Source organism: Quisquiliibacterium transsilvanicum, assembly GCF_014202215.1.
Lineage (GTDB): Bacteria > Pseudomonadota > Gammaproteobacteria > Burkholderiales > Burkholderiaceae_E > Quisquiliibacterium > Quisquiliibacterium transsilvanicum.
The window spans coordinates 363,650-377,496 of the sequence record NZ_JACHGB010000001.1; the positions used below are offsets into that span (position 1 = coordinate 363,650).

14 protein-coding genes are annotated in these 13,847 nt (G+C 70.7%); 8 read left to right on the forward strand and 6 right to left on the reverse strand.

Translation table 11 applies throughout. The annotated features are described in order from the left end of the window. Positions 1–13: 13 nt before the first annotated feature. The 4 genes from HNQ70_RS01665 (at position 14) to HNQ70_RS01680 (ending at position 4,776) form a co-directional block, all read left to right on the forward strand. Positions 14–1,630 carry an ABC-F family ATPase gene (locus tag HNQ70_RS01665; RefSeq protein WP_183963634.1) on the forward strand — a complete coding sequence of 539 codons (1,617 nt, stop codon included), beginning with the start codon at positions 14–16 and terminating at the stop codon, positions 1,628–1,630. A 203-nt stretch (positions 1,631–1,833) separates the two neighbouring features. After that, positions 1,834–2,799 carry a tripartite tricarboxylate transporter substrate binding protein gene (locus HNQ70_RS01670; RefSeq protein WP_183963636.1) on the forward strand — a complete coding sequence of 322 codons (966 nt, stop codon included), beginning with the start codon at positions 1,834–1,836 and terminating at the stop codon, positions 2,797–2,799. Then, complete coding sequence (locus HNQ70_RS01675; protein ID WP_183963638.1) at positions 2,796–3,290, forward strand: tripartite tricarboxylate transporter TctB family protein; 495 nt, start codon at positions 2,796–2,798, stop codon at positions 3,288–3,290. The genes HNQ70_RS01670 and HNQ70_RS01675 overlap by 4 nt, the downstream gene beginning before the upstream one ends. Before the next feature lie 4 nt (positions 3,291–3,294). After that, entirely contained in the window at positions 3,295–4,776 is a 1,482-nt protein-coding gene (locus HNQ70_RS01680) for a tripartite tricarboxylate transporter permease (RefSeq protein ID WP_343060583.1), read from the forward strand. A 39-nt stretch (positions 4,777–4,815) separates the two neighbouring features. On the opposite strand, the gene HNQ70_RS01685 is transcribed toward HNQ70_RS01680, so the two are convergent. Then, a complete protein-coding gene (locus HNQ70_RS01685; RefSeq protein WP_183963640.1) occupies positions 4,816–5,199 on the reverse strand; it encodes a YkgJ family cysteine cluster protein in 384 nt (127 codons plus the stop codon). A gap of 122 nt (positions 5,200–5,321) precedes the next feature. Continuing rightward, on the reverse strand, positions 5,322–7,355 hold the full coding sequence (gene mnmC2 / locus HNQ70_RS01690; RefSeq protein WP_183963642.1) for a tRNA (5-methylaminomethyl-2-thiouridine)(34)-methyltransferase MnmC2: 2,034 nt from the start codon (positions 7,353–7,355) through the stop codon (positions 5,322–5,324). A gap of 134 nt (positions 7,356–7,489) precedes the next feature. On the opposite strand from mnmC2, the gene HNQ70_RS01695 reads away from it, so the two are divergent. Continuing rightward, positions 7,490–9,091 (forward strand): GMC family oxidoreductase, encoded by a 1,602-nt coding sequence (locus HNQ70_RS01695; RefSeq protein WP_183963644.1) that lies wholly within the window; start codon positions 7,490–7,492, stop codon positions 9,089–9,091. On the opposite strand, the gene HNQ70_RS01700 is transcribed toward HNQ70_RS01695, so the two are convergent. Next, positions 9,039–9,647 (reverse strand): DUF2062 domain-containing protein, encoded by a 609-nt coding sequence (locus tag HNQ70_RS01700; RefSeq protein WP_183963646.1) that lies wholly within the window; start codon positions 9,645–9,647, stop codon positions 9,039–9,041. The two genes, HNQ70_RS01695 and HNQ70_RS01700, sit on opposite strands and share 53 nt — an antisense overlap. A gap of 169 nt (positions 9,648–9,816) precedes the next feature. Here HNQ70_RS01700 and HNQ70_RS01705 point away from each other — a divergent pair, with 169 nt between their 5' ends. Together HNQ70_RS01705 and HNQ70_RS01710 are read left to right on the forward strand one after the other, a co-directional pair. After that, positions 9,817–10,548 carry a DNA-binding protein gene (locus tag HNQ70_RS01705; protein ID WP_246434543.1) on the forward strand — a complete coding sequence of 244 codons (732 nt, stop codon included), beginning with the start codon at positions 9,817–9,819 and terminating at the stop codon, positions 10,546–10,548. A 901-nt stretch (positions 10,549–11,449) separates the two neighbouring features. Next, complete coding sequence (locus HNQ70_RS01710; RefSeq protein ID WP_183963650.1) at positions 11,450–12,367, forward strand: MBL fold metallo-hydrolase; 918 nt, start codon at positions 11,450–11,452, stop codon at positions 12,365–12,367. Between the two features lie 9 nt (positions 12,368–12,376). On the opposite strand, the gene HNQ70_RS01715 is transcribed toward HNQ70_RS01710, so the two are convergent. Both HNQ70_RS01715 and HNQ70_RS01720 read right to left on the reverse strand, forming a co-directional pair. Then, positions 12,377–12,616, reverse strand: a complete 240-nt coding sequence (locus HNQ70_RS01715) for a hypothetical protein (RefSeq protein ID WP_183963652.1) — start codon at positions 12,614–12,616, stop codon at positions 12,377–12,379. A gap of 5 nt (positions 12,617–12,621) precedes the next feature. Continuing rightward, a complete protein-coding gene (locus tag HNQ70_RS01720; protein ID WP_183963654.1) occupies positions 12,622–12,879 on the reverse strand; it encodes a DUF2249 domain-containing protein in 258 nt (85 codons plus the stop codon). 167 nt (positions 12,880–13,046) lie between these two features. Here HNQ70_RS01720 and HNQ70_RS01725 point away from each other — a divergent pair, with 167 nt between their 5' ends. Continuing rightward, positions 13,047–13,490 (forward strand): RrF2 family transcriptional regulator, encoded by a 444-nt coding sequence (locus HNQ70_RS01725; RefSeq protein WP_183963656.1) that lies wholly within the window; start codon positions 13,047–13,049, stop codon positions 13,488–13,490. A gap of 6 nt (positions 13,491–13,496) precedes the next feature. Here HNQ70_RS01725 and HNQ70_RS01730 read toward each other — a convergent pair whose 3' ends face one another. Next, complete coding sequence (locus HNQ70_RS01730; protein ID WP_183963658.1) at positions 13,497–13,844, reverse strand: Na+/H+ antiporter subunit G; 348 nt, start codon at positions 13,842–13,844, stop codon at positions 13,497–13,499. Positions 13,845–13,847: the final 3 nt, after the last annotated feature.

Genomic DNA, 13,847 nt, shown 5'->3' on the forward strand with positions numbered 1-13,847 from the left:
CCTGCGGACACCAATGCTATCGACCGTCGGTCTGACCATGCAGTTCGGGGCCAAGCCCCTGTTCGAGAACGTCTCCGTGCGCTTCGGCGACGGCAACCGCTACGGCCTGATCGGGGCCAATGGCTCCGGCAAGTCGACCTTCATGAAGATCCTCGGCGGGGACCTCGAGTCGTCGGCGGGCCAGGTGATGCTCGACCCCAACGAGCGCCTGGGCAAGCTGCGCCAGGACCAGTTCGCCCACGAGGATCAGCGGGTGATCGACGTCGTCATGATGGGCCACGAGGAAATGTGGGCCGCGATGAACGAGCGCGACGCCATCTACGCCAACCCGGACGCGTCCGAGGAGGACTACATGCGCGCCGCCGACCTCGAGGCGCGCTTCGCGGAGTTCGGCGGTTATACGGCGGAGTCGCGCGCGGGCGAGCTGCTGCTCGGCGCGGGCATTCCCATCGACCAGCACGCCGGCCCGATGCGCGAGATCGCTCCGGGCTGGAAGCTGCGCGTGCTGCTCGCGCAGGCGCTGTTCGCCGACCCGGACGTGCTGCTGCTCGACGAACCGACCAACAACCTGGACATCAACACCATCCGCTGGCTGGAGGGCGTGCTCAACGAGCGCGACTCGACGATGGTGATCATCTCGCACGACCGGCACTTCCTGAACGCGGTCTGCACCCACATGGCCGACCTGGACTACGGCCAGCTGCGTGTCTATCCGGGCAGCTACGACGAATACATGTTCGCCGCCGCCGAGGCCCGGGCGCGGATCGCCGCCGCCAATGCGCGCTCGAAGGAGCGCGTGGCCGAGCTGCAGGAATTCGTCCAGCGCTTCGCGGCCAACAAGGCCAAGGCCCGCCAGGCCACCTCGCGCCAGAAGATGATCGTCAAGATCAAGTCCGAGGCGGTCGAGGTCAAGCCTTCGTCGCGGCAGAACCCCTACATCCGCTTCGAGGTGGCGCGGCCGCTGCACCGGGTGGCGGTGGAGGTCGAGGGCCTGGGGCACCGCTATCCGGACGCGCCGGCAGCCGTGTTCTCCGGCGTGTCGCTGATGGTCCAGGCGGGCGAGAAGATCGCCATCGTCGGCGACAGCGGCGCCGGCAAGACCACGTTGCTGCGCACGCTGATCGGCCCGGAGCGCGGCGGCCTCGCACCCAGCTTCGGCAGCGTCAAGTGGGCCGAGAACGCCGACGTGGGCGTGATGGCCCAGGACGTGCATCCGGACTTCGCGTCGGACGCCAACCTCACCGACTGGATCGGCCGCTACACGCAGGCGGGCGACGACGAGCAGGTGGTGCGCGGCGTGCTCGGCCGGCTGCTCTTCTCGGGCGACGAGGTGCGCAAGCCGGTCAAGGTGCTGTCCGGCGGCGAGATGCACCGGATGAGCTTCGGCCGGCTGATGCTGGGCAAGCACAACGTGCTGCTGATGGACGAGCCGACCAACCACCTGGACATGGAGTCGATCGAGTCGCTGCAGCTGGCGCTCGAGAAGTTCACCGGGACGCTGTTCATCGTTTCGCACGACCGCCAGTTCGTCAACGCGGTGGCCAACCGGGTCTGGATCGTCAAGGACGGCGCGATCTTCGACTGGCAGGGCACCTACGACGAGTACCTGGAGAGCCAGGGGCTTTCCTGACGGAGGCGTTCCGTTTCTGTCCGGCCGTGCAGTAGCGCGCGGCCGCGGGCAGCCCGCCGCCCTGCTGGCGTGCGCCTGCCGGCGCATCCGCGCGCCTTTCTCCGGACAAACGCCGATATCCCGCCCCCGCGCCTGCGTCTAATCTCGACCTGGCTCGAAACGAGGGCGCCGCTGGTGCGGCGCCCGCCAACAGGGGACGGGACATGCAACGCAGAAGCATTCTCCGCGCAGGCGCGGCACTGGCGGGCGCAGCGCTCGCCGCACCGGTCATCGGCCAGGCGAAGTGGCCGAGCCGCGAGATCACGCTGATCAATCCGAATGCGCCCGGCGCGTCCACCGATCTGACGGCGCGGATGCTCGCAGTGGCGCTCGAGAAGCGGCTGAACGCCACCGTCATCGTCAAGAACGTGGTGGGCGGCGCGGGAGCGCTCGGGCCCTCGACGCTTGCCGCGGCGGCGCCGGACGGCCACACGATGGGCCTGGTGGCGATCTCCAGCCACATCGCGGTGCCCAACATGATGGACGTCAAGTACAAGCCCTGGGAGGCCTTCGACGTCATCGGCCAGGTGGCGGCGCTGCGATACGGGATCGGCGTGGGCGCCGACTCGCCGATCAAGACGCTCCAGGACCTGATCGCCGAGAGCAAGAAGCGCACGGTCACCTACGCGTCCAATAACGTCACCAACGTGGTCGCGATGTACCAGCTGGCCAAGCTCACTGGCGGCAGCTTCCGCTGGGTGCGCTTCAGCGGCGGCGTCGAGTCGGTGACCGCCGCGATCGGCGGGCACGTCGACGCGGTGATCCAGACCATCGCCGAGATGCGTCCGCAGATGGAGCCCGGCAAGCTGCGCTTCCTCGCGGCGGCGGCGCTCGAGCGCTGGCCGGGCTACCCGGAGGTCAAGACCCTGCGCGAGCACGGCTACGACGCGGTCAGCCACGGGCCCTTCGGCTATGCGTTCCCGGCCGGCGTCGACAAGGGCATCCTCAAGACCATGGAGGCGGCGCTGGCCGACTGCATGAAGGACAAGACGGTGACCGACGGCATCGAGAAGCTCGGCATCATGGCGATCCACCGCGACGGCGCCTCCTACACCGCTTACCTCAAGGAGATCGAGGGCCAGCTGCTGCCGATCCTGCGCGAGACCGGCATGGTGAAGAAGCCCGCATGACCGGGCGGGACGCGAGCCGGCTGACTGCGCTGGGGCTGGCCGCGGTCGCCGGCATCGGGCTGTGGCAGGCGCTGAAACTCGATCGCTGGGGCTTCGACGGGCCCGATGCGGGTTTCTTCCCGCAGGTTATGGCGGGCGTCTGCGTGGTGCTGGCGCTGGTCGTTGCGGCCTGGCCCGGCCGCCCGAACGAAGGCGACGACGGCGAGGCCGACGCAGGCGACGAGGGCCGCGTCGTCACCCGCCGCAGCTTCGCGGTCTATGCGCTGGCGCTGGGCGTGATGGCGGCGGGTGCGATGGGCGTCGGCTTCGCGCCCACCGCGCTGCTCACCACCGTGCTCGTGATGCGCTTCGCCGAGGGTCGGGGATGGCGGGCGTCGCTGGGCTACGGCGTGGCGATGGTGGCGGTGTGCATGGTGCTGTTCGGCTGGCTGCTGCGGGTGGATCTGCCCGAAGGGCCGTTCGAGCGCTTCTTCTACTCTCTGGTGCGGTGAGACCGTGGAAGCACTGCTTGGTGGCTTTGCGGTCGTCCTGACCCCCGACAACCTGTTGTACTGCTTCATCGGCGTGCTGCTGGGCACGGTGGTCGGCATCCTGCCCGGCCTCGGGCCGCTGACCACGATCGCGATCCTGCTGCCGATCACGTTCAAGATGGACGTGACCCCGGCGATCATCATGCTGTCGGGCATCTACTACGGGGTCGCTTACGGCGGCACCGTGACCTCGGTGCTGATGCGCATCCCCGGCGAGGCCTCGTCGGTGGTCACCTGCCTCGACGGCTACGAGATGGCCCGCAAGGGCAGGGCGGGCGCGGCGCTGGGGATCGCAGCGATCGGCTCCTTCATCGCGGGCACCGCCGGCGTGCTGGCGCTGTCCTTCCTGTCGCCGCCGCTGGCGAAGCTGGTGTTCGCCTTCGGGCCGGCCGAGTACGCGATGCTGATGCTCGCCGGCCTGGCGATGGTCACCTACATGTCGGGCGGGTCGCTGTGGCGCGCGCTGCTGATGGCGGCCTTCGGGCTGCTGCTCGGCTCGGTGGGCAGCGACCCGATGAACATGACGCAGCGGATGACCTTCGGCCTGCTCACGCTGGGCGACGGCTTCAATTTGGTGCCGCTGGCGATCGGCCTGTTCGGCCTGTCCGAGGTGCTGTTCATGGCCTCGCGCGACCCCGAAAAAGTGGAGATGGTGGCGCCGCCCAAGGGGCTGCTCGGCTTCCTGCCAAACCGCGAGGAGGCCCGGCGTTCGGTGGGGCCGGTGGCCCGCGGCACGGTGCTCGGCTTCCTGATCGGGCTGCTGCCGGGCGGCGGCGCAGTGATCGCGTCCTTCATGTCGTACGCGGTCGAGCGCAAGCTCTCGAAGAACCCGGAGGAGTTCGGCAAGGGGGCGGTGGAGGGGCTGGCCGGGCCGGAGTCGGCCAACAACGCCGGCACTTCGGGCGCGTTCGTGCCGCTGCTGACCATGGGCATCCCGGCGAACGCAGTGACCGCGCTGCTGATCGGCGCGTTCATGATCCACGGCGTGACGCCGGGGCCGATGATCCTCGAGCGCCAGCCCGAGGTGTTCTGGGGCGTGGTGGCCAGCATGTACATCGGCAACCTGATGCTGCTGATCCTCAACCTGCCGCTGATCGGGCTGTTCGTGAAGATCCTGCTGATCCCGCGCGCCTACCTGGCGCCGCTGATCCTGGTGGTCTGCCTGATCGGCGTGTATTCGTCGAGCGGCAATCCGGCCGACGTGCTGCTCGCGGTGATCTTCGGTTTCGTCGGCTGGTGGCTGCGCCGCACCGGCTTCGACCTGGGGATCGTCATCCTCGCCTTCGTGCTGGGTCCGATCTTCGAGCGTTCGGTGCGCCAGGCACTGGCGATCTCCGACGGCGATCCGAGCATCTTCCTGCGCAGCGGCATCTCCACGGGCTTTGCGGTGGTCGCTGCGCTGATCCTGGTGGCCGGGCTCTGGCCGAAGCGCATCGGGCGGGGCTGAGTTCCGCGCAGGGCTGCGGATCGGCCGGCGCCCGCGGGTTCAGGTCAGCGGGATGAAGTCCGGGTTGTCCTGGTGCTTGCGCTCGAAGCGGATGAAGCTGTAATAGCCGCAGGTGGCGCCGTTAGGGTAGTCGCGGCAGACCGCGGGGCGCGCAGTGTAGACGGTGCAACGGCGCGCCTTGCGGTCGAAGAAGCGGCAGATGCTGCCGTAGATCTCGTCCTTGTGGTGGCGCAGGATGCGCTCGCGGCCGTCGTCGGATTCGTACCAGCGGGTGAACTTGCGCTCGGCTTCCTCGACTGGTACGGCGAAGTGCTTCGCCAGCCGGCGCAGGTCGGCGTCCTTGACCTCGATGCGCGGGTAGCTGCAGCAGTAGCCGGGGCATTTCGCGCAGTCGTACTGGAGGCGGGCGGGCTTGGCTGGCATCGCAGGAATTCAAGGGTTGGGCAGCACGCGAGTTTAGCGGTTCGCCGGGCATCGCGGCAGGAGATGTGCGCCGTGGGCCGGCGTGCAGCGGGGCCGCGCAGCCTGCATCGGCGCAACCTGCATCAGCGCAGCCTGCGCCGGCGCAACTGCTGGCGCAGGAAGCGCGCCGGGGCCAGTGCGGCGAGCAGGTCGGTTTCCACCGGCGCTGCGCCGCCGTCGATCTCGGCCGCCAGGATCTCCGCGGCCAGGCCGCTCCACAGCAGCCCGCGCGAGCCGAAGGCGAAGGCGCCGTACAGGCCTGAAAGCATCGGCAGCGGCAGGCGGTCGTTGCGGGCGAACTCGGCCGCGCGGGAGCGGATCGCGGCCTCGTCGGGCAGCTGTCCGACCAGCGGCAGGCGGTCCCGCGCGACGAAGCGGAAACCGCAGGCGCCTGGCCGGCTGGCGGCGAACAGCCGCTCCGGCTCCGCGTCCTCCGGCGCGAGCATCCGGGACAGCCGGCGCAGGTTGCTGAGGTCGGCCTGCGGGTCCGGCGCCAGCGTGTCGCCGTCATCGAAGCTTGAACCGACCAGCGCGCCGCCGCCGGGCAGCGGGCAGGCATAGGCGTCGCCGCCGAGCACCGCGCGCAAGCCCGGCAGCGCGTCCCGGGCCAGCAGGGTCGTCTGGCCGCGCACCCGGCGCAGCGCGATCGCACCCTGGCCGGCGAGCCGCACCGCGTCGCCGGCGTTGGCCAGCACGAGCACCGGCGCGCAGGCGAGCGTCCCGCCGTCGGTGGCCAGCGCGTGCCAGAGCCCGTCGCGCAGATCGATCCGCGCCACCTCGCAGCCGGGACGGAAGACGATCGCGCCGACATCGGACGGCTCGCTGCTGCCGGACCCGGCAGCGAGGTCGGTCCGTTGATCCTGGTCGGGCGGGGCGCCCGTGGCGGGAGTCGTCCGCGGCTGCAGCTGCGCCTGGCAGCGCGCGGCCGGGTCGGCCGCGTCGCACAGCGGCAGCCACAGGCCGCCGCGGCTGACCCGCATTCCCGTCGCGTCGGCGGCTGCTTCGGCGTCGAGCACCCGGACGAAGTGCTCGGGAAATCCGAGCGCGCGCATGCAGGCGGCCTGCTGCTCGTGCTCGGCGTCCGAGTCGGCCACCTGCAGCTTGCCGATCGGAGCCGGGCCGGGGAAGTGCGCGCGCTCCAGCAGCAGGGCTGCGCGCGACAGTCGCGCCAGCGGGTTGTCGTCGGGAGCGACGTGCAGGTGGTCGGCGACCAGCGGCTGCGCCGATCCTTCCGCACAGGGCGCCGAATGGCGGTCGAGCAGCGCGACGCGCCAGCCGCGCCGGGACAGGGCGGATGCGACCGCCGTGCCTGCGAGGCCGGCGCCCACCACCACCGCCTCGCGCCAGGGCCACGACAGCGGGCCGCTCGGTGGCGAATGTGTGCGCCAGCGCGGCGCGTACTCGGCGACGATCCGTTCGAGCTTGCCGCCGAAGCCGGGCGCCAGGCGTACCTCGAAGCCCGCCTGCACCAGGGCCTCGCGCACTGCGTGCGCAGCGCTGTAGGTGGCCAGGGTGGCGCCGGGCCGGGCGAGCCTGGCGAGCGATTTCATCAGCCCCGGGCTCCACATCCGCGGGTTTCGCGACGGCGCGAAGCCGTCGAGGTAGAAGGCGTCGGCGGCGACCGGCAGGCGGCCGGCCATTCGCTCCGCATCGCCGAAGGCGAGGGTCAGCGTGACGCCGCCGTCGGCGAACCGGATCCTGTGGAGGCCCGGCAGCGGCAGCGGCCAGGCGTCCAGCAGCCCTCGGACATCGTCCCCGTCGGCGCCGAAAGCCGCGAGCGCTTGCGCCAGGCTGTCGGCGTCGAGCGGGTGGAGCTCGACCGAGACGTAGTCCAGGCGCTGCGGCCGCTGGGGGTCGGCGCGCCATGCGGCCAGCGTCGCGAGGAAGTTGACCCCGAGCCCGAAACCGAGCTCGACGATCGCGAAACGGTCGCGGCCCCGCCAGCGTTCGCGCAGGCGGCAGCCGTCGATGAAGACTGCGCGGGCTTCGCCGGAGGCGCCGGCGCGGCTGCGATAGACGTCGCGGTAGCGGGGACTGTAGGGACGTCCGGCGTCGTCGAAGGCGAGGTCTGCGCAGTGCGATGCGGCGGCGAGGTTGGCGAGGTTGGCGGCGGACATGTCGGGGCGGGCCTCGGCCCGGCGCAGCAGCACCGCGGCGGAGCGTGGTTCAAGTCGTTCAGGCGTTCCCCGGGCATCCACGGGGCCGCCGGCCCTCTTATACTCGATCGCATGAACCTGCGCCGGGAGGGGCCATGGGCAACGACGAGGTGGACTTCGTGGTCGTCGGCGGCGGATCGGCCGGATGCGTGCTCGCAAACCGCCTGAGCGCCGACGGGGTGGCCTCGGTGAGGCTGCTCGAGGCTGGAGGCCGGGACGACACGCCCTTCGTCCAGGTGCCGGTCGGTGCGGTGGCCACGCTGCCGCGCAAGTTCCACAACTGGGGCTATCAGACGGTGCCGCAGCCGGGGCTGGGCGGGCGCCGCGGCTACCAGCCGCGTGGCAAGGTGCTCGGTGGCTCCAGCTCGATCAACGCGATGATCTACGCGCGCGGACATCCCAGCGACTATGACCGGTGGGCGGCCGCGGGCAATCCGGGCTGGGGCTGGGCGGACGTTCTTCCCCGCTTCCTGCGGTCGGAGGACAACCAGGTCTTCGGCGCGCCGCTGCACGGTCGTGGCGGTCCGCTGACGGTGTCGGCGCTGCGCACCGCCAACCCGGTCGCGGAAGCCTTCGTCCGCGCGGGTGAGGAGTGCGGGCATCGCCGCAACCCGGACTTCAACGGCGAGGAGCAGGAGGGCGTCGGGCACTACCAGGTCACCCAGCGTGACGGACTGCGCTGCAGCGCGGCCAAGGCCTACCTCGATCCTGTGCGGGGCCGCGCGAACCTGTCGATCGTCATCGACGCCCACGCGACGCGCGTGCTGTTCGAGGGCCGGCGCGCGGTGGGGGTCGAATACCTGCGCGGAGGTCGCCGGGAGGCCGTGCGCGCCCGCCGGGAGGTGGTGCTGAGCGCCGGGGCATTCGGCTCGCCGCAGCTGCTGATGCTCTCCGGCGTGGGTCCGGCCGCGGAGATCGCCCGGCATGGCATCGCGCTCGTGCATGACCTGCCGGGCGTCGGTGCCAACCTGCAGGACCATCCCGACTTCGTCTTCGGCTGGACGTCCGACTCGACCGAACTGATCGGCTTCGAGCCGCGCGGCGTCCTGCGGCTCTTCAGGGAGTTCGGCCGGTTCAGGCGCGAGCGCGCCGGCATGCTGACCAGCAACTTCGCCGAGGCCGGCGCTTTCCTGAAGTCCTCACCGGACGAGCCGGTGCCCGACCTGCAGCTCCACTTCGTCGTGGCCATCGTTGCCGACCACGCGCGGAAGCTGCACTTCTCGCTCGGCTTTTCCTGCCACGTCTGCGTGCTGCGGCCGCGCAGCCGCGGCAGCTTGCTCCTGGCCAGCGGCGACCCGATGGACGATCCGCTGATCGACCCGGCCTTCCTGGCCGACCCCGACGACCTGGAGCGGCTGGTGCGCGGCTTCCGCGTCACCCGCGCGATCCTGGAGGCGCCGGCGCTGGCACCCTACCGCAAGAAGGAGTTGTGGAGTGCCGGCGTGACCCGCGACGAGGACGTGCGTGCGCTGCTGCGCGCGCGCGTCGACACGGTCTATCACCCGGTCGGCAGTTGCCGCATGGGCAGCGACACGGCGGCGGTGGTGGACCCGGAGCTTCGGGTGAGCGGGCTCGAAGGCCTTCGCGTGATCGACGCCTCGGTGATGCCCGACCTGGTCGGCGGCAACACCAATGCGCCGACGATCATGATCGCGGAGAAGGGGGCCGACCTGCTGCTCGGACGGCGCGCCGCCTGAGGGCCGCAGGCCCGGCGTGGCGGCCGCGGTAGCGCCGCACGATCACCAGCCGCCAGAGCACCATCGTGGTCGCGTAACCGGCCGCGCTGAGCAGCGCTGCCGCCATGCAGAGGCCGATGGCCAACGGCTGCCCCAGTTCCTTCATCCAGCCCCAGACAGCGGCGACCGAGAACCAGTCGATGTCGGGCAGCGTGAGCGGCACGCCGGTGGCCAGCGAGCCGAGCTGCAGCGCCACCCACCAGATGGGCAGCGCCGTGATCGGATTGGTGAGCCAGGTGGCGGCGATCGCCGCGGGCACGTGGCCGTGCGCGGCGCCCGCCAGCACCGCGGCCAGCACCATCTGCGTCGGCAGGGGGATGACGCCGACCAGCAGCCCGCAGGCCACGCCCCGCGCGACCGCCCGCCGGTTCAGCGCCCAGAGCCAGGGGCGCGAGAACAGGAAGCCGGCCAGCCGCGCGAAGCGGGGATCGGTGGCGAGTTTTTCTCGGGTGGGAAGCCAGCGCATCTTGTGCCCGGTGGGAAGGAGGATCCTTGGCTGCACGGGTCCCTGGGGCATACCGGCGGCAAACCTGGGGATGGTACCCCGGCCGCGGCCATTGGCGCGGCCGGCGGGTGCCGAAAGGGGGCCGATCGTCGGGTGTGGAAGGCCCGGTGTTCTCATGGAAAAATACGAAAAGCGTTGTGGTTCGATAGGATGCGGTAACCGGATTCTCTGGAGGCTGGCCATGCAGGACCCCCGGATCGCCGCAGAGATCGAGGCGCTGCGCGCTCGATGCGGCAGCACCCGCGAACTGTATCGCGAGGCGTGCGCGCTGCTCTTCTTTCGTCACGGGATCACCCCGACGGCAAACCGGCTCTACCAGTACGTGCGCAAGGGCAGCATGTCGACTCCGGCGCAGGTGCTGTCGGCCTTCTGGGACGAGCTGCGCGATCGCAACAGCGTCCGGATCGACCAGCCGGAGCTGCCAGAGGATCTGCGCGAGGCGGCTGGAGGTCTGGTGGTGCAGCTATGGGGGCGGGCGCAGCGTGCGGCAGCGGAGGGACTCGCGGCGCGGGCTTCGGAAGTGGAGTGGCTGATGGCGCAGATGCGGGCCGAGGCCGACTCCGCCCATGCCCGGGCCGATGCGCTCGAGGCCGAACTCGAGGCGGCGCGCGCCGCGCTCGGACTGGCCGAGGCAGCTCTCGGGCGGGCGCGCGACGATGCGGTCGACGGCGGCCGCGAGCTTGCCACCATTCGGGGTCGGCTGGCCTCGATGGGTGAGATGCTGGTCGACCAGGGCGAGGAGATGCTGCGGCTGCGCGCCGAGCTCGCTGCAGCGCGCGCTGACGAGGGGCGCCGGGGCTGCGAGACCGCTGAGACCGCTGAGACCGCTGAGACCGCTGAGACCGCTGAGGGCGGCGAGGCTCGTAGCCCCACTCCGCGCGCCGCTCGCAGGAAGCGGCCGCTTACATCCTGATACAAAGCAGCGCATCCGCTTGCAGGAGACGGTGCACCGCGGGGCAGGCGGCGACGTTATTGTTTCTGTGATGCACCAAGAGCGGAGAGCGGAGATGAAGCGCAGCGCAGCCAGGCTTGCGATTGCAGTGGGTGTCCTGTCGCTGGGCGCCTGCGCGGTCGTCCCCGCGGATGGGATCTACGCCGAGGGCGTCTACAGGGATGGACCCTACGTCGATTCGTATCCGACCTACGTCGATTCCTATCCGGTATACGTGCGACCGGCGCCGCTGTACCTTCCGCCGCCGCGCTACGTCCGGCCCGGCCCGGTGTACGTGCATCCCGCGCCCTCGCGCGGCTGGTCGCGGCCTGGCTATGCGCCTGGCTATGCGCCGGGTTACGGCGGCCGTCCCTACGGCCATTCCTCGCCGGTACCGGGCGCCCGGCCGCCAGGCGGCTACCCGAGGCATGGAGCGGATGGCTTCGGGCCGGGCCGCGGTCCGGATGCAGGCTTGCCGGGTCGCCCGCCTGGAGCGGATCGTCCGGGCTGGCGCCCGCCGGGCGCCGACCGCCCCGGCGGACGCCCGCCGCCTCCGCACGGCGGGTTCCGGCCCGACGGCGGGCGGGGCCCGGGCGCCGGGGCGCCGGCGTATGGCGCCGGTCCGGGAGAGTCACGGGGCAGGCCGGATTTCGCGCCGAACCGTGGCGCACGCCCGGGTTCGGACGAGCCGCGCGGCGCGCGGCAGCAGCCCCCGGTGCGTCAGGACCGTACGATGCGCGGTGAGCGCCAGTCCAGGGACTAGGTTTCCGGGCGGCACTCTGCCTTCCGGTGTCCAGGCGCTGACGCGGGAGTTCCTTCGCCGGTGCCTGCCCGTGGAACGCGGATGGCAGCGGCTGAAGTCTTCGCGCGGTAGGATTGCAGGATGAACGCGATCCTCCAGCCTCCCCAATTGCAGCGCGCCGATTTCGGCCGCGTCTCGGTCCACTTCGGGCAGAAGAACGGCAAGTATCCGGACGGCAACCAGGTGATCGTGCGCGGCTCTGACACGCTCGCCGCCTTCGACACACCGATCGTCTCCAACTACATCGGCCCCGAGTTCGACGCCACCGAGCTGGTGCTGATGGGCCACGTCCACGAGGACCACATGGCGGGGCTGCACCGGCTGCCGAAGGCGCAGGTGCACGTGCACGAGCTCGACCTGGCGGCGGCGCGCAGCTGGGACGGGCTGGCGGCGCACTACGGCACGCCGGAGGCCCGCCGCGCCGAGATGCTGGCGAAGTTCCAGCGGGAGTTCTTCTACGCGCCGCGCCCCGACGCGGTGGGCTATGTCGATGGCGCCGTATGGGAGCTGGGCCGCTCGCGGGTGCGCGCCTTCCACATGCCGGGACACACCGCGGGCCACAACGTGCTGCTGGTGGAGCCCGAGGGCGTGGCCTTCATCGGCGACATCGACCTCAGCGGCTTCGGCCCCTACTACGGCGATGCGTCCTCCTGCCTGGCCGACTTCCGCCGCACGCTGGCGCGGCTGCCGGAGATTCCGGCGAAGGTCTGGGTCACCTCGCATCATCGCGGCGCCTACACCGACCGCGCGCTCTTCCTGCGCGACCTCGCTGCATTCGCCGCCAAGATCGACGAGCGCGAGCAGCGGCTGCTGCGGTTCCTCGCCGAGTCGCCGAAGACGCTGGAGCAGCTGGTGCGCTGCCGGCTGCTGTATCCGGCCGACTACCAGGAGCTGTGGGTCGACGACGCCGAGCGCCGCTCGATCAGCCAGCACCTCGAGGAGCTGCTGGCGGCCGGCGCGGTGCGCGAGGATGACGGCGGAGTGTTCCGCCTGGCCTGAACTGGCGCCTCAGCCCGCCTGGAAGTTGCCCATCGCGTGATGCGCGGCCAGGCGCACCACGTAGCCCAGCTTGAAGACTGCGGCCGACACCGGCAGCGCGAGGTGGGCGGCCACCTGGGTTCCCAGCGAGAAGCTGTCCGCGTACGGGTACGCGATCGCTGCGGAAGCGGCCATGCCGAGCGCGGAAAGTCCCATCGCGGCGCGGCCGATGCCCAGGTAATGCCGGGGTTGGCGTTGTGCTTGTTCCATGCCGCTCACCGCACCGTGAAGTCGATGACGATCTGGCCCGGCTCCCTGGCCACGTAGCGAACGCCCACGGAGTCGCCGAAGTGCTGCGCGATCTGGTTCAGCAGCGGAATCGGGTCGTGGTCGTTGACGAAGCGCATCGTCTCCCCGGGGGTCAGGGCGCCGAGGGCGCCGAAGATCGCCGCATGGCGGAAGCGCTTCGCGACGCCGCGGGCGTCGAAGCCGTGGATGTCCTGGCCGAGGATGGGGAGGCTGCAGTCGTGCATGGTTGCGTTCCTTCGTCGCGTTGGCACCGGCGGAGGCCGGATCTAAAGAGGAATATAAAATGCATCTTTAAAAGTGTCAAAGCAAATGCATCTTTATGTTCGCTCTCGGCGCGCCAGCCTGCATACTGGAAGCTTGGCCCTTTCGCCAGCCTGACCTCGTCCGACCAATGCACATCACCCAGCACACCGACTATGCCCTGCGCGTACTGCTCCACGTGGGCAGCAACCCCTCGCGCCGGGTCACCATCGCCGAGATCGCCGAGCGCTTCGACATCTCCAGAAGCCATCTGATGAAGGTGGTCAACCAGCTGGTGCGCGACGGCATCCTCGATGGCCAGCGCGGCAAGGGCGGGGGGCTGAGCCTGGCGGTGCCGGCCGCGAAGATCCGGGTGGGCGACGTGGTGCGCCGCATGGAGCCCGGGCTGGAACTGGTCGAGTGCTTCGGGACCAGTGGGCGCTGCCTGCTCAACCCCGGGTGCAAGCTCAAGAAGGCATTGAAGGAGGCCCTGGACGCCTTCCTGAAGGTTCTCGACGGCTACACGCTGGAGGACCTGCTGGACAACCCGGCCACGGTGCGCACCCTGCGGCTGGTGGCGGTGCCCGCGCGCTGAGCCGCCTCAGCGGGGCGGCGCGTCGTCCTGGGCCGGCGTGGCTGGCGGCGCAGGGCGCGCGGAAGGGTCGAGCTTCATCGCCGCCTTGATGACCAGGTGCGCGCTGACCGGAGCGGTGATGAACAGGAACAGCGTGATCGTCAGCTCATGCAGGCTGACGCCCGTGCCACTCATGCTGAAGTGCAGCGCCGACCCGATCAGGATGCAGCCCACCCCCAGGGTGCTGGCCTTCGTGGGGCCGTGCAGCCGGGTGTAGATCGTCGACAGCTTTGCCAGGCCGAAGGATCCGATGAGGGCGAACGCGGCGCCGGCCAGCACCAGCGCGGCGACGATGAAGTCTGTGACGGCGGCCATGGC